Below are 24,420 nucleotides of genomic sequence, written 5' to 3'. Positions count from 1 at the left end.
CCGCGAAGGCAGTGGATCGGACACAAAAACTGTCCCCGGCCAGAGCTGAGATGGGGTACGAGCGCGCGCCCCATCCGTGAGTCACATTTTGTAATTTGGTGTATATGACGCCGCTCTATACAATTCGGCGCCTTACGATTGATCGAGCTCCATCGGCTGTCCCTTGCCTTTCGCACCTGCTTCAAAGATCGACACGTTTCGGACCGATATCGAGGGCCTGCGGGCCTTGGCGATCCTGCCGATTCTGCTGTTCCATCTCGACCCATCCTGGGCGCCGGGCGGTTTTGCCGGCGTCGATATTTTCTTTGTCATCTCCGGCTATCTGATCTCGGGACAGATCCTCAAAGCCGAGGCCGGCAAATTTCAGTTTCTTTCCTTCTACTGGCGCCGGATCCGGCGGCTGTTTCCCGCGCTGGCCGTGACGGTGGCCATCACCCTGGCCGTCAGCTGGCGGCTACTGACACCCGGCGATTTCAAAGCGCTCGCCTGGTCATCAATCGCATCGCTTCTGGGCGTCGCAAATATCCATTTCTTGCTTTCGGTTGACTACTTCAACGAGAGTAGTCTGCTGCACCCGCTCCTGCATGTCTGGTCGCTGAGCGTTGAAGAGCAATTCTATCTGATCTGGCCTGCTTTCCTGATCCTGCTGGCTGCAGGCGGCAAAAAGACTTTGACCAGAGGCGTCATCTCGCTTGGCCTTCTGTCGTTGGCAGCGAGCGCCCTTTTCACGGGCCGAGCGCCATATCTTGCCTTCTACATGATGCCATTCCGCATCTTCGAGTTTGCGATTGGCGCCGCGGTTTTTCTTCTTGCTGCACGGCCGTCGAGGCCGCAATCCATGGTTTACGGCCTCATCGGGGCGGCGCTGCTGATCGCCGCCATCGTACTCTTTGATGTCCGGACCCCCTGGCCAGCAGCGAATGCGCTGTTACCTTGCCTTGCAACCGCTCTGCTGCTGATCGCAGGCCATGACGGCTTTTGGCACAAAACATTGTCAGCCCAGCCTCTTCGTCTTCTCGGCCGCATTTCATACTCGGTCTATCTCGTCCATTGGCCGCTGATCGTGCTGTACCGGACATGGATCGTCGTGCCGCCAACGCTATCTGAATTGCTGGGTCTGCTGATCGTCTCCATCCTGCTCGGCGCGCTGCTCTATATCTTCGTCGAGCGCTTCTACCGCGTCTCGAACGAGCCCAAGATCTCATGGCTATTTGTCGGCAGCATCGGCATGCGCTCAATCGGCGCGAGACTGGAGGCGTTTGTCACGCAGCGGCAGGCAGCGCTCTTTGCATCTTTCCTTGTTGTGCCGGCTCTGACGCTTTGCATCAGTGGCATCGTAATCGCGCGCAATGGATTTCCGGACCGCATGAGCAGAGACCGTGTGCAGAAGGCGGCCGGAGAGCTCAGCTTTGCCGGCGATCTTTGCAGCAGTGCGCGAAGCCGTTGCACATTCGGCGATCCAGCATCACAAAAGATCGTTTATCTGGTGGGCGACAGCCATGCGCTCAATCTCGTCTACGGGCTCGACCGTCTGTTCAAGGAGGCCGGCATTCGCGGCATTGCCATCTACGATCATGGCTGCCTATTCCTGCGCGGCACGCAACGCTTTCAGCGCGGTGTTCCCGATCGCACTTGCGCGAGGAATGTTGCGGATGCATTCAACCAGCTCGCGCGCGATCGGCATCCGGTGATCTTCGCCGGCAATTACGGTGGCTATAATCGCGAGATCGGACTGGCGGGGTCCGGCGAGCCGTTCGAGGGCAGCGGTAGAGACTACATCGCCTGGATTGAGACGCACTTGCGTGACAGCTTGGAAGCACTCGGCGCGGATGAACGCCCCGTCGTCATCGTATCATCGGCTTACAATACCGGCATCGACACGGCGAAATGTGCCGCGCAATTCGGCGACGCCGATCCGAAATGTGTGCCGCAGAGCCTCGAAAGCGCCCGCAACAAGACAGCCGCGATCGATGCGATGATCGTCAATGTCGGTGCATCGGTTCCCGGCCTGACGATACTCGATCCCAAAATCTCATTCTGCGACTCGACGCATTGCGTGGTCAGAGACAACGGCCTTCCCTTCTTCCGGGACAATGCTCATCTGACGAATGAAGGCTCGGCCTTCTTGATCGGGCGATTGAAACCCGCGCTCTTGTCGGCCCTTTTGGCGAAACAATAGTCAGCCGCCGCGCGCCTGTGGCCCCGTGCAGCATTGTTCCCGCGCGTAGGCGCGTGTTCCAGTGCGACGAGTTCCCGCGCGCCAAGGGGCGGAGTCAGGGGATGGACAAGCGCTTCGCGCGGGCCGACAATTGCATTTCGCACAACATGGGGGGAGCACGGCGCCGCGCCTGCGCGGCTGCATACACATACAAGGAGCGCCACCATGAAAGTAAAAAACGCGATGCATGAAGGTTGCGAATGGGTGTCCCCCGACACCAAGATCACCGAGATTGCCCGACGCATGCGCAAGAGCGACATCGGCGCGGTGCCGGTGGGTGAGAACGACAAGCTGATCGGCATGGTCACCGACCGCGACATCTGCTGCAAGGGCGTGGCCAACGGCCGCGGCATTGAGCAACTTACCGCGCGCGACGTGATGACACCAGGCATCGTCTGGTGCCAAGACAGCGACGATGTCAACAGGGCGGCCGACCTGATGGAGATCCGGCAGATCCGCCGCCTGCCGGTGATCGACAAGAGCAAGCGCATGGTCGGCATCATCTCGCTCGGCGACATCTCGCATGCCGCTTCGCAAAAACTCACGGCCGAAGTGACGAAGGCGGTGTCGGCGCATCACGGCTGATAGGCCTCGAACGGGCGAGCGGATTTTCATATTCGCTCGTCCCCTGCGCTGGTTTCGCACTGGCGCCTGCCATCCAACCCGGCAACAGCCGACTGAAGTTCGCCGCCCCTTGGCGGGGATAAGCGAGAGATTGCGCTCTCACTAACTCGTAAAGCGTCCCGTTCATTCTTTTGCCGGGGCCGGATTTGTCGGCTCCGTTTTTCCGCCGGAGGCCGTGCCGGTCGTATCCGATTGAGACGCCGTCGGCCGGTTATCCGATGCGATATCGTTGGCGTCCCTCATGCTGTAAAATAGAAATCCGCCGACCAGTAAAAGAGCAATGAGACCCAGCACCAGACCCATGCTTCTTCCGCCGGCTCTGCGTTCATAGGGGCGTCGGTTGGGGTTCACATCGTCCGGTGCGCGGGCGTCGCGATCAGGATCGTAGGTCATAGGTTTATCTCCGGTTGGTCTCGGAGATAAACGCTGCCAGACGTCACCGTTCCATAGTGCGGCAAACTTTGGCGGGCTGTAAAACGTCGTATTTACGTCTCCGCCTTCTTCCGCGCATTGCGCGCCATGATATTAAGAAGCTCGATAAAAGCCGAGAACGCCATCGCCGCGTAGATATAGCCCTTCGGAATTTTCGCGCCGAAGCCTTCCGCGATCAACGCCATGCCAATCATCAAGAGAAAGCCAAGCGCCAGCATCACCACGGTCGGATTGCGGCTGATAAAGTTCGATAATGGCGTTGCCGCCAGCAGCATCACCAGCACGGCAATGATGACGGCGGTCACCATGATCGGAACGTGATCGGTCATTCCGACCGCGGTGATGATGCTGTCGATCGAGAAGACCAGGTCAAGAAGCAGGATCTGGCCGATCGCGGAGGCGAAGCCAAGCGAGGCGGTTTTCGTGTCGAACATGTCCGGTCCTGGATCGGGATCGACATTGTGATGGATTTCCTTCGTCGCCTTCCACACCAGGAACAATCCACCGGCGAGCAGAATCAAGTCGCGCCATGAGAAGCCGTGTCCGAAGGCGGTGAAGATCGGGGTTGTCAGCTGGACGATGAATGCCACTGTGCCGAGCAGGGCCAGCCGCAGAATGAGGGCAAGCCCGATGCCGATGACCCGCGCGCGCTGTTGCTGGTGGGCCGGAAGCTTGTTGGTCAGGATGGCGATGAAGATCAGGTTGTCGATGCCGAGCACCACCTCCATCACCACAAGAGTCACGAGGGCGACCCATGCGGCGGGATCGGCGGCGAGTGTCACGAGGCTGTCCATGATGAGCGGCGGCCTTTTGAAAGAGGCGGGCAGGGAGAGGTGTTAAGAACGAAGTCTGCGGATTTTAGTCTTAAAGCATAACTGTTGCGGGCTGGTTGGTCTTGTTGTCACTGGCACTTTTCCGAAGCTCTCGTAACGAAACGATGTCAATCGGCTCCGGGTAAGCCCGGCAATTCGCGGGAGCGCTGTTGATCCGGCCCAAAGACCGGCTTATTTGACAGGGATGGCAGGCACACTCCCTACTGCGGCACCTCGCCGCACTATCTGGCCGCTCGCCGCCGTGAGCGCGGTGTTGGGCGTGCTGCTGGCAGTTGCCTGCGCGCTCTGGGTCTATTACGGCACGGCGGTGTTTTTCGAGATCGTCCGCTCCGGCATTGCGGCTTGTTTCTGATGACCCAGCGAAAGAGCCGCGTTTATCTTCGGACCTGACCATGACCCCACAAACCACTCGCATCGTCACCGTCATCGGCGCTTTTCTGGCGGGCCTGCTGGTCATTTCCGGTGCGCTGCTCTTGGTTGTGGGACGGACACCCGTACAGATTGCCACGCCATCGGCGATCGGCGGTCCGTTCAAGCTTGTCGATCAGAACGGACAGGCCGTGACGGAAGAGGTGTTGAAGGGCAAGCCATCGCTGATCTTCTTCGGCTTCACGCATTGCCCGGATGTTTGCCCCACGGCACTGTTCGATATGTCCGAGCTTTACAAGGCCCTGGGCCGCGATGGCGACAAAGTCGGTGCCTATTTCGTGACAGTCGATCCCGAGCGGGACACCCCGGCCGTGATGAAAGAATATCTGTCGAGCTTCGATCCGCGCCTGCGCGGATTGACCGGCGATCCTGCCGCGGTCGCAGCTATGGAAAAGGCCTATCGCGTCTATTCCAAGAAGGTGCCGCTCGATGGCGGTGGTTACACGATGGACCATACCGCGCTAGTTTATCTCATGAACAAGGACGGGCAATTCATCGCGCCATTCAACCTGAAGCGAAAGCCGGAAGAGGCTGCGACCGATCTGAAGCGTTATTTGTAAGCCTCTTTTGACATCGCGCGCCGCGAATTGCGCGCGAGCCCATGCTGGGTCTTTTCCCAGTGGTAGGGTGCGCGAATCAATTGATAGATCGCATACCAGGCGGCGGTGGACAGCAGCAGCCAATATAAGGGTGTCCAGATCAGATACCAGACGCTGTCGAGCGCCCGACGCCGTGACAGGCCGATGAAACCGAGCAGGGCTGACAGTACATAGCCCATTGTCAACGTCGTGACATACAGGCCCAAAAACATCATTTCTAAGACGCCAGATTTTGCAGGCCAGAACAGGCCCGATGCCAATTGCCAGGTCAGCACGCCGATAAAAACACCATGCACAAGCGCGGCGAGGACGGCGCCACCCACTACCATCTGAAACACAACAAAGCCCGCGGCGCCGAGATCGTGCCAGAGCTTGAGCGGATTGTGCATGTGTACGGCCCAGGTCTGCAGATAACCCTTGAACCATCGTGAGCGCTGCTTGATCCAGGCGGCGACGCGGGCCGGTGCTTCCTCGTGTGTGGATGATGGAATCACGGTGGTGTGCAGGCCCATCCGCGCGAGGCGAATGCCGAGATCGGCATCTTCCGTGACATTATAAGGATCCCATCCGCCGAGTTTGCGCAAAGTGGCAGTGTGGAAATGATTCGATGTGCCGCCGAGCGGCAAGGGCATGCGGAAGGCCGCAAGGCCCGGCAGGAAGACATCGAACAAACCGGCATATTCGGCGGTGAACAGGCGCGTTAGCCAACTGTCTTCGGTGTTGTCGATCGTGAGGCGCGCCTGCACGCAGGCGAGCCGTACGTCGCCGGATTCGAATGCGGCCAGCGCGATGCGCAACTGTAACGGGTCTGGCCGGTCCTCCGCGTCGTAGACGACGACATATTGCCCGCGCGAGAAGGGCAACGCAGCATTCAGCGCTTTCGGTTTGGTGCGCGGGCCGGCAGATGGTGCAACAACGATTTCGAAGGGCGCCGCAAGGTTGAGCTGATTGAGCGCGTGGCGCGTGAGCGTATCGTCGCGTTCGACCACGATTTTGATATCAAGGCGTTCTCTTGGATAGTCGATCCGCTTCAGTGCCTCGATGAGTGCCGGAACGGATTCTGCTTCGTTATAGATTGCGGCGATCACCGAATAGAGCGGCAGGGCCGCATCGTCACGGACAGGCGCCAATTGCTGGGGAACCGATGAGAGAAAGATAGCGAAGACGCGCAGACCGCTCCAACTGAGGAAAATGAAAGCAAGCGCGAGATCGACAACGATTGTAAGACTGGTTTGCAGACCGGCAAGGAGAAGCATGACCGCAAGGCCAACCCCGAAAAACGCGAGAGGCCTGCGGCTTCGCGTCGTACCGGCTGAAAGGTCCGGCCGCGTCGCGCGCAAATCGAATGCGGCCTTGCAAGCGATCGCGACATCTGTTTCGCGGTGGATAAAGTCGCGCAACCATTCCATCGTGGTGATACGCAGGCGGGATCGGTCCTGTTGGTGGCGTTGTAGATGATTGAGAAGAAAACGCGCTGATAATTGCCACGGAGCAACGATCCAGATGAACTCACCATTGAGGCAAAGCGGCAGCAGGCCATTTGCAAGACTTTCCAGAAGCGCTTCATCATTCAGCGTGCAGGCGCTGCGCGGCACGTCCGCCAGCGTGTCCAGTATAATGCCGTGATGAAAGGCAAAGGCGTGGACATACTCGTGCTCCGTCAGAATTCCTTCAGCGATCAGGACGCGGTCGGCGCCGGTGCGGATCTCTGCGGCGCGCAATTCGGCTGCCGCGATATGCGCTGGATGGATGAGGTGACGAACACAATCGATTTCCGGGCAGGGGGCGAGGCGGTGACGAATCCGGATAGCATCGAAGCCAGGCCTTATTCCGCGCCACGTCGACTCGAATGCATCCCGCTGGGATCGGACAGGGTCCCCGAGCTCTACAGCCCCAAGGTCCGTACCCCCGAGCCCGGCCTTGACCGCAAACTCACGCCACGCCATGCCGCCCCCGCACGACCGAAACAGATGCTAATACGTATTCGTGGCTCGCTATAAAAAGGCGAGACATTCAGGCAGAACAACACATGCGAGTATGGTCGATTTCCCTAGCCAGTTACCACACTAAAGTTTGGGCGCTGGTGCTTGCCGGGGTGGCTAGTTTCTTGGCTCCGGGGTTTGTGCCGTCGGTCGCCCTCGCGCAACCGCATGTGCAGCCCCATTCGGAGCTGCCGCCGGCGCCATCGCCTTTCCCCGGCTTCTGGGACCCGAAGCGCCGCCCCGAGCGGCCGGACCTGTCGCGTCTGTCGCAAATCCGTTTCATGACCGAAACCGATTATCCGCCATTCAATTATGCGGGCGCGGACGGCAATCCGGTCGGCTTCAATGTCGAATTGGCGCGGCTGATCTGCGAGGAGCTGAAGATCACCTGCACGATCCAGATGCGTCGCTTTGACACGCTGATCCAGGCCCTGAATGAAAATCGCGGCGAGGCGGTGATCGCCTCCATCGCCGTCACGGCTGAGACGCGCAAAGTGATGGATTTCACCGATCCTTATTACCGGGTGCCGGCCCGCTTCGTGACGGCGCACAAGCTGGCGACGCCCAACCTGATCCCTGAGCAGATCGAGGGTAAGAAGGTCGGGGTGGTTGGCGGCAGTGCGCACGAAGCCTATCTGAAGACGCTGTTCACCGAGGCCCAGCCGGTGGCGTATCTCACCGCCGATGCCGCGCGCGATGCCCTGCGCCGGGGCGAGATCGATTACGTCTTCGGCGATGGCATCGCCTTGTCGTTCTGGCTCAACGGGACGGATTCGGAGAATTGCTGCGCCTTTGCCGGCGGGCCGTTTTTCGAGAGCCGCTATTTCGGCGAGGGCGTCGGCATTGCGGTTCGCAAGGGCAACGAGACCGTCCGCCAGGCACTGAACTGGGCGCTGTATCGCCTGTGGGAGAAGGGGCGCTTCGCCGACCTGTGGCTCCGCTATTTCCCAGTAAATCCGTTTTAACGCCGTCTTTGGCGTGCAAAAAATTGACGGGTAAGGGCGCGAGCAATAAGTGTCCGCGCCGGAGAAGGATGTGTCTGTGACTGAAGCTAACGATCTGCGTTCCTTGGCCGAACAATCCGGCGCTTGGCCGTTCGAGGAGGCGCGCAAGATCGTTGCGCGGCTAAAGAAGAAGCCGAAGGACGAAGTCATCTTCTCGACCGGTTATGGTCCGTCGGGGTTGCCGCATATCGGCACCTTCGGCGAAGTAGCGCGCACCACCATGGTGCGCCACGCCTTTCGCGTGCTCACCGACGATAAGATCAAGACCCGGCTGATCGCGTTCTCGGACGACATGGATGGCTTGAGGAAAGTTCCGGACAACGTCCCAAACAAGGAGCTGCTGGCGCAGGATCTCGGCAAGCCGCTGACTCGCGTGCGCGATCCGTTCGGCACACATGCCAGCTTCGGCGCGCACAACAACGCGCGGCTGCGTGCCTTCCTCGACACCTTCGGATTTGACTACGAGTTCCTGTCGGCGACGGAGTGTTACACGTCTGGCCGTTTCGACAAGGCGCTGCTGCAGGTCCTCGCGAACTTCGACAAGGTGATGGCGATCATGCTGCCGTCGCTGCGCGAAGAGCGGGCGCAGAGCTATTCGCCATTCCTGCCGATCTCGCAGACGACGGGCATCGTATTGCAGGTGCCGGTCACCGCCCATGACGCGAAAGCCGGCACGATCACCTACGAAGACCCGGACACCAAGGACAGCATCACCACACCGGTGACGGGCGGCCATTGCAAACTGCAATGGAAGCCAGACTGGGCCATGCGCTGGCTTGCGCTCGGCGTCGACTATGAGATGGCCGGTAAGGATCTGATCGACTCGGTGAAATTGTCCGGCGAAATCAATCGCGCCATCGGCGGCACGCCGCCGGAAGGCTTCAATTACGAACTGTTCCTCGACGAGAAGGGCCAGAAGATTTCGAAATCGAAAGGCAACGGCCTGACGATCGAGGAATGGCTGCGCTATGCATCGCCGGAATCGCTGTCGCTGTTCATGTATCGCGAGCCTAAGGCGGCGAAGCGGCTCTATTTCGATGTGATCCCGCGCAATGTCGATGAGTATTTCCAGTTTCTCGATGGCTATCAGCGCCAGGACGGCAAGCAGCGGCTTGGCAATCCGGTTTGGCATATCCATTCGGGCGAGCCGCCGAAGGCCGACATGCCGCTCACCTTCCAGCTCATGCTGACGCTGGTGTCGTCGTCGAATGCCGAGAATGCCGAGACGCTATGGGGCTTCATCGGCCGCTATCGGCCGGGCGTGACGCCGCAGACGCATCCCAAGCTCGATGCCATGGTCGGCTATGCGATCAACTATTATCGCGACTTCGTTGCGCCGACAAAGAAGTTCCGCGAGCCGAACGCGGACGATCGCAAGGCGCTGACCGATCTGCGCGATGCCTTGTCCAATCTGGCTGGCGATTCGAGCGCGGAAGACATCCAGAATGTTGTCTACGAGATCGGCCGTCGCGAGCCTTATCTCGACGAAAAGAAGAAGGGCAAAGATGGCCGGCCAGGTGTCTCGCTCGACTGGTTCAACATGCTGTACCAAGTGCTGCTCGGGCAGGAGAAGGGTCCGCGCTTCGGCACCTTCGTCGCCGCTTACGGATTGCAGAACACGGTCGACATGATCGATGGTGCGCTGGCGCGGTCGGCTTAATGATTTGAGATGGTCACTATCCGTTGTCATGGCCGGGATAAGCCCGGCCATGATGAAGGGGGCGGCTTACTGACTGACCCACAATATCCGTGCGATCCACAGCACGTCCGACATCGCCAGCGTGCGATCGGGGTGACTGGGGTTGAACGACTGCAATTCGACGGTCTTTGCCGTCTTACGCGCGAGTTGCTTCACCATCACCTCACCATCGGTCGTCTTGACGACAACACGGTCGCCCCGGCGAACGGGAGCGGACGGCGACACCACGATCACATCGCCCTTGCGATAGGCAGGCAGCATGGAATCGCCGGACACCTTCAGCGCATAAGCATGCTCGTCTTTCAGCGCTGGAACATCGACTTCATCCCAGCCCTTGCCGACCGGAAAGCCGCCATCGTCGAAATAGCCGCGGGCGCCGGCTTCGGCAAAACCAATCAACGGCAGGCCTTGCGTGATCGGACGCGCGGTTTCGGAAATCAGCGCGATGAACGTCTCGATGCTGGTCCCGGTCGCGGCCAGTGATTTGGCGACCGATTCGGTCGATGGCCAGCGTGCGCGACCATCCGGCGTCACCCGCTTCGACTTGTTGAATGTGGTCGGATCGAGTCCGGCCTTTTTGGCAAGACCCGACGCGGACAAGCCGGCACGCGCCGCGAGCCGGTCGATGGCAGTCCATATCTGTGCATGCGTCAGCATGGCGTTCGCCCTGGCGGTGGACGGGTCGCGTCCGGTGTGACTATTGTCCTACCTAAAGGTAGGAATTAGTGCCTTTTGCGAGTCATGTCTAGTCTGCTCTTTCCGTTTCTTGTCGCTCGCGTCCTGCGTGGCTAGAGCATGATGCCGAAAAGTGCGAAGCGGTTTTCGGACGACATCATGCGCTAACGTATTAAAATCGATCACGTTTATGACTTTGGATCGATTCGATCCAAAGTCATCGTGATCGAGGTTGGCCTGCTTTCTTTCGGAGTTTTCCCACGGTGATTGGCCTGTTCGAGCGCCTGACACGTCCTTTTTTCCAGCGTTTTTTTGAGCCTGAGGATGCCCACCGGCTGGCGCTGCGGGCCTTGCAATGGACCCCGTTACCTCCGGCGCGGTCAGACGATTCGCGGCTGCGAGTGCGCGCCTTCGGACTGAATTTTCCCAATCCCGTCGGCGTTGCGCCGGGTTTCGACAAGAATGGCGAGGTGCCGGACGCCCTGCTGCGGCTCGGCTTTGGTTTCGTCGAGGTCGGCACGGTGACGCCGCGTCCGCAGGCCGGCAATCCACAGCCACGCCTGTTTCGTCTCGATGCCGATCAGGCGGTGATCAACCGGCTCGGCTTCAACAACGATGGCGAAGCCGAGGTGTTGCGCCGGCTGGCGGCGCGGGCCAATCGCGGCGGCATCGTCGCGATCAATATTGGCGCCAATCGCGACACCAAGGATCGGGCTGCGGATTATGTGCGGCTGGTCGAGGCCTTTGCGCCGGTGGTGAGCTACATCACTGTCAATGTGTCGTCGCCGAATACGCCGGGCCTGCGCAATCTGCAGGAGTCGAAAAGCCTCGACGATCTGCTGGCGCGTGTGATCGAAGCGCGCAATCGCGTCATCGCCAATGCCGGGCCGACGCCGTTGCTGTTGAAGATCGCGCCGGACGTTTCGCTCGGCGATCTCGACGACATTGTCGGCGTCGCGCGCCGGCGCAAGGTCGACGGCATGATCGTCGGCAACACGACGGTGAGCCGTCCGCCGTCGTTGCGAGAGCGTGAGAAGGCGATCGAGCAGGGCGGCTTGTCCGGCAAGCCGCTGTTCCCCCTGTCGACGCGGATGCTGGCGGAGACTTATGTGCGGCTGGAAGGCGCGATGCCGATCATTGGTGTCGGCGGCATCGATTCAGGCCAGGCTGCAGTGGCCAAAATCAAGGCCGGCGCGACACTGATCCAGCTTTACAGTGCGCTGGTGTTTCATGGGCTCGCATTGTTGCCGGAGATCAAGCGCGGTCTGCTCGATGCGCTCAAACAGGGGCGGCACCAATCGCTTGCCGATCTGACAGGCGTTGATGCAGCGGACATCACCGCGCAGGATTGGCCGGTTTAGACATCGTCTTCGCAAACGCTACTCTCTCCGTTCATTCCCGCGAAAGCGGCAATCCAGAAACGCTGGGTCCCCGCTTTCGCGGGGACGAACGGAAAATGATGCGAGAGGTTATTTGCCCCGCGGCGCGTTGACGAGACGCATGATCAACCACACCGGGATCACGATCACTGCGCCGAGCAGGAAGTAGCGCCACAGCCAGTTGAGCGCATCGAAGCCGAGATTCCAGATCGTCTCGATCAGGTGGCGGATGCTCTCGATGATATTGAACGGGTTGAGGCCGAAGGCATGCATCACGAAGCCGATCAGGATCGAGAGCAGCACCAGCCGGCCGAGCACGCCGAGTGGTGAGCCGCCGAAGAAGCGGGTCAGCGAGTCGCTGCCTTGAGCGCGCGGGTGCGCAGACGACCCTCTGGATTCAGTGGTTGAAGCCCTGGGATCGTTCATCGACATCTTTGCCTCCATGCCCATGACGACATGAGCTTCGTTAATGCGTTAACGGTATCATTCGCCCGTCAAACGCGACGTCATCTAATCATGGCGCAGCCGCCTGCAAGGCGCTGCGGCCCATCTCCATTCCTTCTAGCATCTTTTCAAGGTTTTCGAGACGGTCGGCTTCCCGCGGCGGCTTGTCCCAGCGCAGCCGGTTGATCCGTGGAAAACGCATGGCGAGGCCGGATTTGTGGCGCGTGGAGCGCTGCAGGCCCTCGAACGCCACTTCCAGCACCAGGCCTTCGTCCGGGCCATATTTGACAGCGCGTACCGGGCCGAAACGCTCCACGGTATTGTTCCGGACATATCTATCGATCTTCAGCAATTCCTCGTCGGTGAAGCCGAAATAGGCTTTGCCGACCGGCACCAGTGTGTCGGTGCCGTCGATCACGCTCCAGACGCCGAAGGTGTAGTCGGAATAATAGGACGAGCGCTTGCCGCTGCCGCGCTGCGCATACATCAGCACGGCATCGACGGTCAGCGGGTCGCGCTTCCATTTCCACCAGAGTCCTTTCGGACGGCCGGGCATATAGGGCGCATCCCTGCGCTTGAGCATGATGCCTTCGACGGCATTGGCGTCCTCGCCGGCGCCGGCTGATGCCGGATCGGCCCGTGCTGCGGCGAGCTCCGGCCAGGTCTTGAATGCGACGAGCGGCGAAAGATCGAGCCGCGGATGCGCGTGGCGGGCGATGAAGGATTGCAGGCGCGTGCGCCGCTCCTCGAACGGCAATTCGCGCAGATCGTCGCTGCCATCGAACAGAAGATCGTAGGCACGCAGATGCGCGGGATATTCGAGCAGCAGCTTCGGCGTGACCGCTTTGCGATTGAGGCGCTGCTGCAGGACGTTGAAGCTTTGCACGCGGTTATCGCGCAGGATCAGGAGTTCGCCATCGAGCGAGCCGTTGAAGTTCAGCGAGTCCAGAAGATCAGGAAAGCCTTTCGAGATGTCTTCGCCGGTGCGCGAATACATGCGCACGATACGGTCGCCGTGTTCGTTGACGCCGGCAGAAGCCTGAACGCGGATGCCGTCCCATTTCCACTCGGCCATGTAGTTCGCGGGATCAAGCTTTTCGAAATCGGTGTCTTCGATCGCATGCGCCAGCATCGCCGGTCGGAACGGCGCCGGATCGGTGGTCGACGGTTTATCGCCGCGGCCCTCGAGCCAGGCGAAGAGATCGGTATACGGCGGCTCGAGGCCGGACCACATCAGTTCGATTTCGGTGACGTCCTTGTCGCCAAGTGCCGCCGCCGCCGTCTTTGCGAGGCGGGCGGAAACGCCGACGCGCAATGCGCCGGTGACCAGCTTGAGCAGCGCCCAGCGTCCTGTCTCGTCGAGAGCGTCGAGCCAGCGCGCGATCTGCGCCGGAAGCTGCGCCTTGCCGAGCGTGTTGAGTGTCGTCACGACGTCGCTGATCGACGGAATGAAGTTTGGACGCGCCTCCGGCACCGGCCACATCAGCGCAATCGTTTCCGACGTATCGCCGACGAAATCGCGCGAGAGTGCGAACAGCACCGGATCGGCGCGCTCGGTGATCAGCCCGCGGATCATGCCGGGCTTGGCATACTGGAATGTGAGATTGCCGGTGAGCGCGGCGAGCGCATAGCCGCGTTCGGGATCGGGCGTGTGACGGAAGTAGTCCGTCATCAGCCGCAGCTTGTTGTTACGGCCGGGCTCGTAGGCGAGGCGGTCGAGCAATTCGGCGAAGCGGTTCATGTGGGATTGCCCGCTTCGCCTTCGTCCGAGACACCATCCGTTTCGTCCTCGTCGCCATAGCCGACGATATCAAGCGGTCGTCCTTTCAACCCCCTGGTGTCGCACCAGTGAACCAGCGCGTCTTCCTGTCCATGCGTCACCCAGATCTCGCTGGCGCCGGTTGCGATCACCGTCGCGCGCAGACCATCCCAGTCAGCATGGTCGGAAATCACCAACGGCAATTGCACGAGGCTCTGCCGCGCACGGGCCCGCACGCGCATCCAGCCGGAAGCGTAACAGGTAACCGGATCGGGGAAGCGGCGTGACCAGACTTCTTTCAATGCCGACGGCGGGCAGAGCGTGATGGTGCCGGCCAGCTCGGCTTTCTTCTTGTCGCGGACAAGCGGCAGGTCGCCGAGATCGATGCCGCGCTCCTGATAATAGCGCGATAGCGTTTCCATCGCGCCATGCAGATAGATCGGCTCGCGATAGCCGGCCTTGCGGATCAGCGCGATCACGCGTTGTGCCTTGCCGAGCGAGTATGCGCCGACGAGATGCGCGCGATCGGGAAACAGCGACACCGAATGCAAGAGCTTCCCGATCTCCTCATCCGGGTCGGGATGGCGGAACACCGGCAGTCCGAAGGTCGCCTCGGTGATGAACACGTCGCACTTCACCAGCTCGAACGGCGTGCAGGTCGGATCGGGCACGTCCTTGTAATCGCCCGACGCCACGATCCGGCAGCCTTTGCGCTCAACCGCGATCTGGGCGGAACCCAGCACATGACCGGCCGGATGGAAGGTAGCGGTGACGCCTCCAAAGGTGACGGTTTCGCCATAGCGGATCGCCTGCGTGGAACCGGCGAAGTTGTCGCCATAGCGCAGGCGCATGATGTCGAGGGTTTCCTGCGTTGCCAGCACTGCGCCATGGCCGGCCCGCGCATGGTCGGAATGGCCATGCGTGATCAGAGCCTTGTCGACCGCCCGGGTCGGGTCGATGTAAAAGCCACCAAGCTTGCAGCAAACGCCGGACGGTGTCGGCAAAAGCAGGTCTTCGGGACGCATTTTTTACAGATAGGCTTTCGGGGCCATTTCGCGAGCTCGTACGGTGGTACTAGATGAGACAGGCATTGCACGAAACAAAGGTGTTTTCATCGTCCGGCGATCTGCTGGCGGACCGCCGCTACGAGATGGCGCGCGCCTATCGCGGCGATGGCGATCTTCCTGCCGCGATCGATCTTCTGGAACAGGCGGTGGAGCTGCAACCGGGCTTTGCGGCGGCATGGTTCGACCTTGGCGATGCGCGCGAAGTCGCGGGGCAACGCGAGGGCGCGGTGACGGCATTTGAGGAAGCACTCAAGGCCGATCCGGCGGACCGTCACGGCGCCGGATTGCGGCTGCGGCTACTGGACATTGGCGGGCATGCTATGTCGGCGGACTATGTGCGCTCGGTGTTCGACCAATATGCGCGGAAATTCGACGATGCGCTGGCGGCCTTATCCTATTCGGCGCCGCAAATGCTGGCGCAGGCTGTTGAGGCTGCGTGCCGCGACCGCAAGCGACCGGTGCAGTTCGGCACGATGCTCGATCTCGGCTGCGGCACCGGCCTGTCGGGAGACGCATTCCGGCCGGTGGTTGACTGGATGGAGGGCGTCGACCTCTCGCCCGGCATGATCGAGCAGGCGCGCAAGAAGAGCCTCTATGACCGGCTCGATGTCGGCGACCTGACCGAAAGCCTGGACGAGCGCGCGCGCGCCGATGCGCGTTTCAACCTGATCGTGGCTGCCGATGTCTTCGTTTATTGCGCGGACCTGACATTGATTGCAACGATGGCCGCTCAGGTCCTGGCCTTTGACGGGCTGTTCGCCTTCACCGTCGAAACGCATCCGAATGACGGGGTCCTGCTCGGTCCCAAATTGCGCTACGCCCATGGAGAGAAGCACGTGCGCGAGGCCATCGCAGCTGCCGGCATGACGGTTCTGCACCTCGCCCCTGTTTCCACCCGCATGGAAGCGGACCAGCCGGTGCCGGGCCTGCTTGTGATCGCGGGCCTCGCCCCGCCTTCGCCGTTATCGCAACGATAGACTTCAAGCGTGACCCTGCTCGATCCAGTCGCGCCACCCACCGAACTTCCGCAAGCTTTCGCGCGCTGGTTTTCGTCGCGCGGCTGGACACCGCGGCCGCATCAGCTCGAATTGCTGGCGCGCGCGCGGCAGGACAAATCGGTGCTGCTGATCGCGCCGACCGGTGGCGGCAAGACGCTGGCCGGCTTTCTGCCGACGCTGGTGGAGCTCAGCGAACGCGGCGCAAAAGCCAAGACGCTCGTTTCGACCGGCCGCGACATCAAGCGATCGCAAGGACTGCACACGCTCTACATCTCGCCGCTGAAAGCACTGGCCGTCGACATTGCCCGCAATCTCGAAACACCCGTCGCCGAGATGGGCCTGCCGATCCGGATCGAGACCCGCACCGGCGACACGCCCGTCTCCAAGCGCACGCGCCAGCGCAAGGACCCGCCCGACATCCTGCTGACGACGCCGGAGCAATTGGCGCTGCTGCTCGCTTCCGCCGACGCGCCGTACCTGTTCGGCACGCTCAAGCGTGTGATCCTCGACGAATTGCATGCGCTGGTGTTGTCAAAACGCGGCGATCTCCTGTCGCTCGGACTGGCGCGGCTGTTTCGCCTGGCGCCTGGCCTGCACACCATCGGCTTGTCGGCGACGGTGGCCGAACCCGATGACTTGCGCCGCTATCTCGTGCCGCAGGCCGGCGCGGCGATGGCCGATCTCGTCGTCGCCAAGGGCGGTGCCGATCCGCATGTGACCATGCTGGAGCCGGATACGCGCGATCCGGACGCGCGCATCCCCTGGGCGGGCCATACCGCGCGTCACGCCTATCCGCAGATCTATGAACTCATCAAGCAGCACAAGACGACGCTGGTCTTCGTCAACACCCGCAGCCAGGCCGAACTGATCTTCCAGGAGCTCTGGCGCATCAACGAGGACGACCTGCCGATCGCCCTGCATCACGGCTCGCTCGATGTGGCTCAGCGCCGCAAGGTGGAAGCTGCGATGGCGCAGTCGAAACTGCGGGCGGTGGTGTGTACGTCGTCGCTCGATCTCGGTATCGACTGGGGCGATATCGATCTCGTCATCAATGTCGGCGCGCCGAAAGGTTCGTCGCGGCTGCTGCAACGGATCGGCCGCGCCAATCACCGTCTCGATGAGCCGTCGCGCGGCATCCTTGTGCCGGCCAATCGTTTCGAAGTGCTGGAATGCCGCGCCGCCATCCAGGCGGTGGCGGAACAGGCGCAGGATACGCCGCCCTTGCGCACCGGCGCGCTCGATGTGTTGGCGCAGCACGTGCTCGGCACCGCCTGCGGCGAGCCGTTCGATGCCGATGTGCTGTTCGACGAAGCGCGGAATGCTGCACCTTATCGCGACCTCACGCGTGCCGATTTCGACGCCGTGGTCGATTTCGTCGCCACGGGCGGTTACGCGCTGAAAGCGTATGAGCGTTTCGCCAAGATCAGGCAGGACAAGAATGGCCGCTGGCGCGTCACGCATCCGCGTTTCGCGCAAGCCTATCGCATGAATGTCGGCACCATCGTCGAAGCCTCGATGCTGAAAGTGCGCCTTGTGCGCTCGCGCGCTGTCGGCAGCGGACGGAGCGGTCCGATCGGACGCGGCGGACGCATCCTCGGTGAAGTCGAGGAATATTTCATCGAGATGCTGAGCATCGGCGACACCTTCGTGTTTGCCGGTGAAGTGCTCCGTTATGAAACAATGGTCGAAGACGAGGTTTACGTTTCGCGCGCGCATGACGACGATCCGAAAGTGCCGTCCTATGAAGGCGGCAAGTTTCCGCTCTCGACCTATCTTGCGTCCCGCGTGCGCGACATTCTTGCCGACCCGGCGCAATGGGCGCCGCTGCCGCAACCGGTGCGGGAATGGCTCGAAATCCAGACGTGGCGGTCGGTATTGCCCGGCCCGCGCGAGTTGCTTGTCGAAACATTTCCGCGTGCAACAAAAAATTATCTTGTTTGCTATCCGTTCGAAGGACGGCTGGCGCACCAGACGCTTGGTATGCTGCTGACACGGCGGCTCGAGCGCGCGCGCATGCGGCCATTGGGTTTCGTTGCCAATGAATACGCTTTGGCGGTGTGGGGGCTTGGCGATCTTAGCCTTGCAATCAAACGCGGCGATCTTTCGCTCACGGAATTGTTTGCCGAAGACATGCTTGGTGATGATCTGGAAGCATGGCTTGCTGAATCGGCGTTAATGAAACGGACCTTCCGAACAAATGCCATTATTGCAGGCTTGATCGAGCGACGTTCAGTCGGAAAAGAAAAGACGCGACGACAAGTGACGATTTCAACGGACCTCATTTACGACGTATTGCGTAAGCATCAACCAGACCATCTGCTGTTGCGCGCGGCGCGTGCCGATGCTGCAACAGGTCTGCTCGATATCAAGCGACTTGGGGAAATGCTCTCCCGTATTCAGGGACGAATCATTCATAAGCCGCTGGAACATGTTTCGCCGCTTGCGGTGCCGGTCATGCTCGAGATTGGTCGCGAGACGGTTTATGGGGAAGCTTCGGACGCACTCCTGGCAGAGACTGCGGACGAGCTTGTCAGGGAGGCCATGTCGTGAACATGGCCACGTCTCGAGGGGGAATTGAAGTGGTTGCGACGTCGCCGATTAATGGCCCGGATTACAGGGTCGATGAGGTGGAGCTGGCAGGCGCGCATCTCGTGGTCGATCCCGGCGGGGTCATTTACTGGCCGGCGGAACGCATCCTGGCCGTTGCCGATCTGCACTTCGAAAAGGCTTCCAGCTTTGCGCGATATGGTGCGTTGCTTCCACCATACGACACGGCGGCGACGTTGGCACGTCTGTGTGAAGTCATCATGCGCTACAGGCCCCGTGCGGTGTTTGCGCTCGGTGACAGCTTTCATGACGGCGACGGGCCGCAGCGGCTTGGCGATGTCGATCGCGAGGCGGTCAACGCGTTGCAGAACGGCCGCGACTGGGTCTGGATTGCCGGGAATCATGATCCCGATCCGGCGGTTGGCATCGGCGGCGTATTCACGCCGGAGATGAATGTCGGTGGGCTCACCTTCCGGCATGAGCCGAAGGGGCAGGCTGGCGAGATCGCCGGCCACCTGCATCCGATGGCGCGCATCAGTGCCAGCGGGCGCTCGATCAGCCGCAAGTGCTTTGCGATCGACAGCGAGCGCATGGTGATGCCGGCCTTCGGCGCCTTCACGGGCGGGCTGAATATTCGTGCCGCAGCTTTCATGACTGTGTTCGGCGCGCTGACCTTCCGGGCCCATATGCTTGGTGCAACCCGGCTCTATGCCGTCGATGCCTCGCGTTGTTTGCCGGGGTGACTGTCATTCCGGGTTCGTTGCTTTGCAACGCCCCGGAATGAGAGGGTGGTTTTAATCCCGCCGGAACACGATCGAGGCGAACCACCCGGTCATCAGCGCCATCAGCGTGGTGAATAACCCATACAGAATCCCGTGGTCGCGCGCGGCCGTGACGATGAATTGCTCGATGCCGACTTTCACGACTTCCAGCGCTGATGAGGCACGCGCCAGGTTGGTGTTGTCGGCGAAGAGGCGCACATCGACGTCGTAGATGCCGACTGGCGATTCCGCGGGCAGTCGGATGGTGGCCCGGAACAGGGTTGGCGTGATGAAGGTCACGCCCGCCGGGTCCTCGATATAGAGGTGTCGTTCCTTGCGCAGCCGGATCAGTGCATCGCGGAATGTCTCTTCACCGGATTCGATGCCGGCTGCGACATGCATGCGCGGAACGACATTCATACCGATGTCGAGACGCCGCAGCATCTCGGCCGGTGCAATCTCGTCAAGCGGCTTGTTGCTGAGCACGGCCAGATAGGTCGGCGCGTCGAGGAAGGTATTCGATTCGGCATTGGTCCAGATGCCGACGACACGATCCTTGCGGCGCACGACCAATGCTTCACGCGGCCCGGAAACGGTGACGATGATGTCGTAGCCGCCTTTCCGGGAAACTGTCGCGCTATCGCGTTCGATCGCTCCGAACAGCACAAGCTCTGTCCCGGTGAAGCTGGACGATACCAGGACCTGATGACTGCTGAGCGAGGTGATCAGCCGCTCGGCCGCTGCTGGCGAGGTCGCCAGCACGAAGGCAAGGGTGAGCGCGGCATAGCGTTTCATCCACCACCTCCGGCGAAGCGAAGAGAAAACAGCTCGTTCGGTTGTACCAGAAGGTCAAGTGCGAAACGGATGCCGACGCCGAGCACGAGGAGCCCGAGCAGAAGCCGCAGCCGCTCGGCTTTCATGGCCTGGCCGGCGCGAGCGCCGAATTGAGCGCCGATCACCCCGCCGACCATCAGGATCAGCGCCAGCAACGCATCGACCAGATGATTGGTGGCCGCATGCATCACCGTCGCCGAAGCCATGGTCACGAGGGTCAGGACCGTCGAGGTGCCGATGACGGTCGCGGTCGGGACCCTTAGGAAATAGATCAGCATCGGCACGAGAAGGAAGCCGCCGCCAATGCCCATTAGCGAGCCGAGAAAGCCGATGATCAGTCCGATGCCGATAACCGGGATCGCCGACACATAAATCTTCGATCGTTTGAAACGGACCTTGAAGGGCAACCCATGCAGCCAGGTGTGACTGCCGGGGCGGCGCAGAACGACCGGGTGCCCTTGATAACTCCGCATGATGGCGCGAACAGCTTCGCTGATCATGAGGCCACCGACGGCAACCAGCAGGATGACATAGGATAGCGCGATGACAAGATCGAGCAGATCGGCTGAACGCAGCAGCGTGAACAGCCAGACGCCGCCGGCGGTGCCGACGATGCCTCCAATCAGCAGCATCAGCGCCAGCGGGATATCAATCGCCTTGCGCCGCCAATAGCTGATCGCGCTTGACGCCGATGACGCGGCGATGTGGCTGGAGACCGTCGCCACCGCGACCGATGGCAGGATGCCGATAAAGATCAGCAGCGGTGTCATCAGGAAACCGCCGCCGATGCCGAACATTCCCGAGATGAAGCCGACGGCAAGGCCCATCGCGAACAGGAGGAAAATGTTGACCGGTAAATCGGCGATCGGAAGATAGATTTGCACAGGCACAGGCCGTCGTTGAAGGCTCACCCGTGAGCCCCGATGGACGATGCGGCAATAATCCGGCGCGCGGCCGCCGAATGACGCCGCGTTTTCGGAGCCATCCGTACAGAGTTGTGCAGATTAGTCGAATGAAATGTGGGGAAGTTCGGGCGTTTGGAGTCTAGCGTTAAGACGCTGTGACTCTCGCGCCACCACTGGTTCGCGGTTTCTTGGTGGCGGGCGCGTTCTGGGCGGCGGGCCGGTCCCAGCCGCCGGGAGGCGACTGCACCACGACGGCTTCATCCGGCTGCCGTTGCGGCGTGAAGGCCTGTGCCGCGGATCGGGCTGCGGCCAGCGAGGCCGCGTCCAGCTTGGCGCCGACATCGTCGCGCTTTTTGGCGGCATCGCGATCGCCCTGTAGAGCTGCGAGCGAGAACCATTTGTAGGATTCCGGCAGGTTCTGCTCGATGCCGATGCCACGGGCATAGAGGATGCCGAGATTATATTGGCTGTCGGCAACGCCATGCTCCGCGGCTTTACGGAACCATTGCGAAGCCACTTTATAATCCGGCTTGCCTTCGACGCCTTCAGCGAAAAGCACCGCGAGATTATGCATCGCCTTGGCATGGCCCTTGTCGGCAGCAATCACATAATGACGGCGTGCCGTATCGAGGCTCTTTTTGACACCGAGACCTTTTTCGTAGAGCCCGCCCAGCCTGAAATGAGCGGGCGCGAGGCCGGCATTGGCGGCGCGCTCGAGCCAGCGGACGCCCTCATCGGTGTTCTGCGGAACGCCGTTGCCTTCGACATAGCGGATGCCGATTTCGTATTCTGCGGCTGGCTGGCCCTTTGCTGCCGCGTTGCGCAGGAGCGCCGGCAGCTTGTCGGACATGGCGGGCAGAGGTTCGCGCGGGGTATCTGTGGCTGCGGGATTGCGCTTGCCAACCGACCCGGTCGCGTCGAGCTCCAGCGGCGCTGTGGACGGTGTGGGCGCCACTTTCGGGCGCTCCGGAAGGATGACGCCGGAGGATGCGGTGCTGAAGGCGTCCGTCGCTTTGGGCTGCAAAGCGGGCGACACCGGCAAAACTTGCGGCGCGTCTGGCTTCGGCGCTGGTGCTTCGGCCACGTCGATATCGGTTTGCTCGTTGACCTCGGAGAATATCGGCTCATTGCCCGTGTCGAGATAATCGAGCGTGAGCCGCCCGGCAGCGACCACGATCAGGATCACGCTGGCGCCGACAAACAGCGAACGCATCTTCTGGCCGATCGATTTCGATGCTTCTTCTTCGCTCTCTTCCGAAGCGGAGGTGGCAGCCTCGGGCGCAGTTGCAGCCGCGGCCTGCGCGGCGCGGCGGGCCGCGGCGATGAAATTGGTCTGGCCCGGATGATTAGCGCTGCCGGGACTGACGGTACCGCCGAGCGCTGCTTCCGACGCGGCTATGCGGTCGGCAGCGGAGGCATTCGGCCGCGCGCGCGGCACGCCGGAGCCGGGCTCGAGCGGGAAATCCGGAGGCAATTGCGGATCGATCGCCTGCCGCTCACGCTGCTTGGGACTGGCTGTCTGGGCCGGGGGTGTCTGAGCCGCCGGTGTCTTGGCTGGAGATGTCTTGGCCGGAGATGTCTTGGGCGGGGGTGGAGTGCCGACGGCCGGCGCGATGGGGAGCGGCTCGGCCGGTGGCAACGGTGAGGCCCTGCGGACTTCAACAGCCGGGGCCGGCATCGGCTTGACCTGCGGCATGCGCGGCTTTTCAGGAGCCGGAGCGGGCGGAGGTGTGAAGGCCGGGGCTTTCGCTGCTGGCTGCGCTGCAGGTGCCATGGCTGGCGCAAACGGCGGCGCTTCGGCGGCAAAGCGGGCCTCGCGAATGCCGCCTTCGATCATGGCCAGGCGGTCGACCAGATGACCGAGCGTCGAATGCACCGCTTCGAGAGAATCCTGCGTGCGCACGAGATCGCGCTTGAGATAATCGACAGCGGGCGTCGGGTCGATGGCGGTTTGCGGCGCGATCTGTAGCGAGTCGAGCCGGGCGTTGAGATCGGCAAAACCGCGCTCTATGGCGCCCAGAACGGGCAGATCGGCGATCCGCTGCTCGAGCGATTTCAGGGCCTCGGGGTCGAGCATCTTCGACGAGGCCGCGACGCGATCGACCTTGGCCGACAGGCCGCGCACCTCTTCCGACAGGCTGGACAGCGTCTCGTTCGAGGCGACATTGGCGACGATGCCGCGCAAGGCCGTGATCGCGGTCTCAAGCTGATGCAGCGAGGCGGGATCCTGATAGGCCGTGCCGGCCTGATCGATCTTGCTGGACAGATTGTGGATAGCGGCTTCGAAACCGGCCAGGCTTTCGGCCGGTTTCAGGCTGCGCAGCGCGTCGCGCACCTCGTTCAGGCCGCGTTCCATGCCGGCAATCGTGTCCGGATCGACGCCGGCCGCGCGGCTGATATCGATGCGTTCGGCGAGGCGGCGCACTTCGCCCTCCAGGGCCTCGACGGCGCGGCGCGGCATGGCTTCGGTCAGACGCGCCGAGATTTCCGCAAGATCCTGCCGCAATTCCCTCAGAATCGGACTGAAATCCGGCGGCTGACGCAGCGTTTCGATCTGCGCGGTGATGGCCCGGAGCTGGCTTTCGAGCCCGGACAGGTCCGGCCCCGGCGCATAGCCTTGCGGCGCATAACCCTGGTACGGCGCATAACCATACGGCGGATAACCCGGCGGCGGATAACCGTAATTCACCGGTGATAGCGGCGGTAGCGGAGGCGCGGGCGGGATCGGCGCCCGCGCGGCCGGGGCGGACACGGACGTGTCGCCGCCCTCCAGCGCGCGCATGCGGGCGGCGATCTGCGCCACCGCGTCATCGACATTGGTGTTCGGATCGGGCTGCGGGTAACGCGGCTGCTGTGGCGGGCCAGGCGGATAGGGCGCGTGCGGCGGATACCCGCCCTGCGGATAACCCTGCTGCGGATGCGGGTAGCTTGCCGGGGGGAAATAATTGGGATCGGGCGCAGCCGAACGGGTGTCCGGCCGTCCGGCATTCTCGTTCATCCGCTGACGCTCATTCATGCCGTAAACCCACCGCCAAGGGCATTGCGCCGTCGTGGGACCGCCTCCTTCCGTAAACGTAGGGTTGCGAGGGAATGCGGTCCCGTCCCCAGGACCGACTTTTTCCTGTCAGGGTAAATAACCGGTTAACCGCAGGATTTTCTTAACAAAACCGGCCCCCATCGCAGCCGTCGCGGAAACGCAATAGCGTATCGGCGACAATTGATTCGCCGAAC

The 24,420-nt window shown here is 61.7% G+C and carries 20 protein-coding genes; 10 read left to right on the top strand and 10 right to left on the bottom strand.

Translation table 11 applies throughout. The annotated features are described in order from the left end of the window. Positions 1-163 precede the first annotated feature (163 nt). A complete protein-coding gene (locus CAK95_RS05710) occupies positions 164-2,179 on the top strand; it encodes an acyltransferase family protein (protein ID WP_157699554.1) in 2,016 nt (671 codons plus the stop codon). Positions 2,180-2,383: 204 nt separating this feature from the next. Continuing rightward, positions 2,384-2,803, top strand: a complete 420-nt coding sequence (locus tag CAK95_RS05705) for a CBS domain-containing protein (protein WP_086087053.1) — start codon at positions 2,384-2,386, stop codon at positions 2,801-2,803. A 162-nt stretch (positions 2,804-2,965) separates the two neighbouring features. Here the strand turns inward: CAK95_RS05705 and CAK95_RS05700 are convergent, their stop codons facing one another. Then, positions 2,966-3,235, bottom strand: coding sequence for a hypothetical protein (locus tag CAK95_RS05700; RefSeq protein WP_086087052.1), 270 nt, complete (start codon positions 3,233-3,235; stop codon positions 2,966-2,968). Between the two features lie 92 nt (positions 3,236-3,327). Then, positions 3,328-4,068, bottom strand: coding sequence for a TerC family protein (locus CAK95_RS05695; protein ID WP_086087051.1), 741 nt, complete (start codon positions 4,066-4,068; stop codon positions 3,328-3,330). A 223-nt stretch (positions 4,069-4,291) separates the two neighbouring features. On the opposite strand from CAK95_RS05695, the gene CAK95_RS29575 reads away from it, so the two are divergent. Then, on the top strand, positions 4,292-4,459 hold the full coding sequence (locus CAK95_RS29575) for a hypothetical protein (protein WP_183044304.1): 168 nt from the start codon (positions 4,292-4,294) through the stop codon (positions 4,457-4,459). Positions 4,460-4,499: 40 nt separating this feature from the next. After that, positions 4,500-5,096 (top strand): SCO family protein, encoded by a 597-nt coding sequence (locus CAK95_RS05690; RefSeq protein ID WP_086087050.1) that lies wholly within the window; start codon positions 4,500-4,502, stop codon positions 5,094-5,096. Here the strand turns inward: CAK95_RS05690 and CAK95_RS05685 are convergent. After that, positions 5,087-6,856: a glycosyltransferase family 2 protein gene (locus CAK95_RS05685; protein ID WP_157699552.1), complete on the bottom strand. Its 1,770-nt coding sequence runs from the start codon at positions 6,854-6,856 to the stop codon at positions 5,087-5,089. The genes CAK95_RS05690 and CAK95_RS05685 overlap by 10 nt on opposite strands. Before the next feature lie 308 nt (positions 6,857-7,164). Here CAK95_RS05685 and CAK95_RS05680 point away from each other — a divergent pair, with 308 nt between their 5' ends. Further along, positions 7,165-8,082, top strand: a complete 918-nt coding sequence (locus CAK95_RS05680) for a transporter substrate-binding domain-containing protein (protein ID WP_086087048.1) — start codon at positions 7,165-7,167, stop codon at positions 8,080-8,082. Positions 8,083-8,158: 76 nt separating this feature from the next. After that, the gene (locus tag CAK95_RS05675) at positions 8,159-9,781 is read left to right on the top strand and encodes a lysine--tRNA ligase (protein WP_425349672.1); all 1,623 of its coding nucleotides are present in this window, start codon (positions 8,159-8,161) and stop codon (positions 9,779-9,781) included. A gap of 66 nt (positions 9,782-9,847) precedes the next feature. Here CAK95_RS05675 and CAK95_RS05670 read toward each other — a convergent pair whose 3' ends face one another. Beyond that, positions 9,848-10,477, bottom strand: coding sequence for a S24 family peptidase (locus tag CAK95_RS05670; RefSeq protein ID WP_086087047.1), 630 nt, complete (start codon positions 10,475-10,477; stop codon positions 9,848-9,850). A gap of 281 nt (positions 10,478-10,758) precedes the next feature. Here CAK95_RS05670 and CAK95_RS05665 point away from each other — a divergent pair, with 281 nt between their 5' ends. Then, a complete protein-coding gene (locus CAK95_RS05665) occupies positions 10,759-11,856 on the top strand; it encodes a quinone-dependent dihydroorotate dehydrogenase (protein ID WP_086087046.1) in 1,098 nt (365 codons plus the stop codon). Positions 11,857-11,964: 108 nt separating this feature from the next. On the opposite strand, the gene CAK95_RS05660 is transcribed toward CAK95_RS05665, so the two are convergent. The 3 genes from CAK95_RS05660 to CAK95_RS05650 form a co-directional block, all read right to left on the bottom strand. Beyond that, entirely contained in the window at positions 11,965-12,300 is a 336-nt protein-coding gene (locus CAK95_RS05660; protein ID WP_245303780.1) for a DUF6460 domain-containing protein, read from the bottom strand. Between the two features lie 88 nt (positions 12,301-12,388). After that, positions 12,389-14,059: a cisplatin damage response ATP-dependent DNA ligase gene (locus tag CAK95_RS05655; RefSeq protein WP_086087045.1), complete on the bottom strand. Its 1,671-nt coding sequence runs from the start codon at positions 14,057-14,059 to the stop codon at positions 12,389-12,391. After that, positions 14,056-15,102, bottom strand: coding sequence for a ligase-associated DNA damage response exonuclease (locus CAK95_RS05650; protein WP_086087044.1), 1,047 nt, complete (start codon positions 15,100-15,102; stop codon positions 14,056-14,058). Before CAK95_RS05650 ends, CAK95_RS05655 begins: the two co-directional genes overlap by 4 nt. A 53-nt stretch (positions 15,103-15,155) precedes the next feature. Here CAK95_RS05650 and CAK95_RS05645 point away from each other — a divergent pair, with 53 nt between their 5' ends. From CAK95_RS05645 to pdeM, 3 genes are read left to right on the top strand one after another with little or no spacing between them, the layout of a single operon-like run. After that, positions 15,156-16,121: a class I SAM-dependent methyltransferase gene (locus CAK95_RS05645; protein WP_086087043.1), complete on the top strand. Its 966-nt coding sequence runs from the start codon at positions 15,156-15,158 to the stop codon at positions 16,119-16,121. A gap of 9 nt (positions 16,122-16,130) precedes the next feature. After that, entirely contained in the window at positions 16,131-18,692 is a 2,562-nt protein-coding gene (locus CAK95_RS05640; RefSeq protein ID WP_086087042.1) for a ligase-associated DNA damage response DEXH box helicase, read from the top strand. Between the two features lie 2 nt (positions 18,693-18,694). Then, complete coding sequence (gene pdeM, locus CAK95_RS05635) at positions 18,695-19,432, top strand: ligase-associated DNA damage response endonuclease PdeM (protein ID WP_086087041.1); 738 nt, start codon at positions 18,695-18,697, stop codon at positions 19,430-19,432. Positions 19,433-19,483: 51 nt separating this feature from the next. On the opposite strand, the gene CAK95_RS05630 is transcribed toward pdeM, so the two are convergent. The 3 genes from CAK95_RS05630 to CAK95_RS05620 all read right to left on the bottom strand — a co-directional run bounded on the left by CAK95_RS05630 (position 19,484) and on the right by CAK95_RS05620 (position 24,205). Further along, positions 19,484-20,245 carry a TIGR02186 family protein gene (locus CAK95_RS05630; RefSeq protein ID WP_086087040.1) on the bottom strand — a complete coding sequence of 254 codons (762 nt, stop codon included), beginning with the start codon at positions 20,243-20,245 and terminating at the stop codon, positions 19,484-19,486. Beyond that, on the bottom strand, positions 20,242-21,168 hold the full coding sequence (locus tag CAK95_RS05625) for a sulfite exporter TauE/SafE family protein (protein ID WP_086087039.1): 927 nt from the start codon (positions 21,166-21,168) through the stop codon (positions 20,242-20,244). Before CAK95_RS05625 ends, CAK95_RS05630 begins: the two co-directional genes overlap by 4 nt. A 166-nt stretch (positions 21,169-21,334) precedes the next feature. After that, positions 21,335-24,205 (bottom strand): tetratricopeptide repeat protein, encoded by a 2,871-nt coding sequence (locus CAK95_RS05620; protein ID WP_086087038.1) that lies wholly within the window; start codon positions 24,203-24,205, stop codon positions 21,335-21,337. Positions 24,206-24,420: the final 215 nt, after the last annotated feature.

Source organism: Pseudorhodoplanes sinuspersici (assembly GCF_002119765.1).
GTDB classification, from domain to species: Bacteria; Pseudomonadota; Alphaproteobacteria; order Rhizobiales; family Xanthobacteraceae; genus Pseudorhodoplanes; species Pseudorhodoplanes sinuspersici.
The sequence above is the reverse complement of the archived record's forward strand: the minus strand, read 5'-3'. Positions and strand labels throughout refer to the sequence as shown.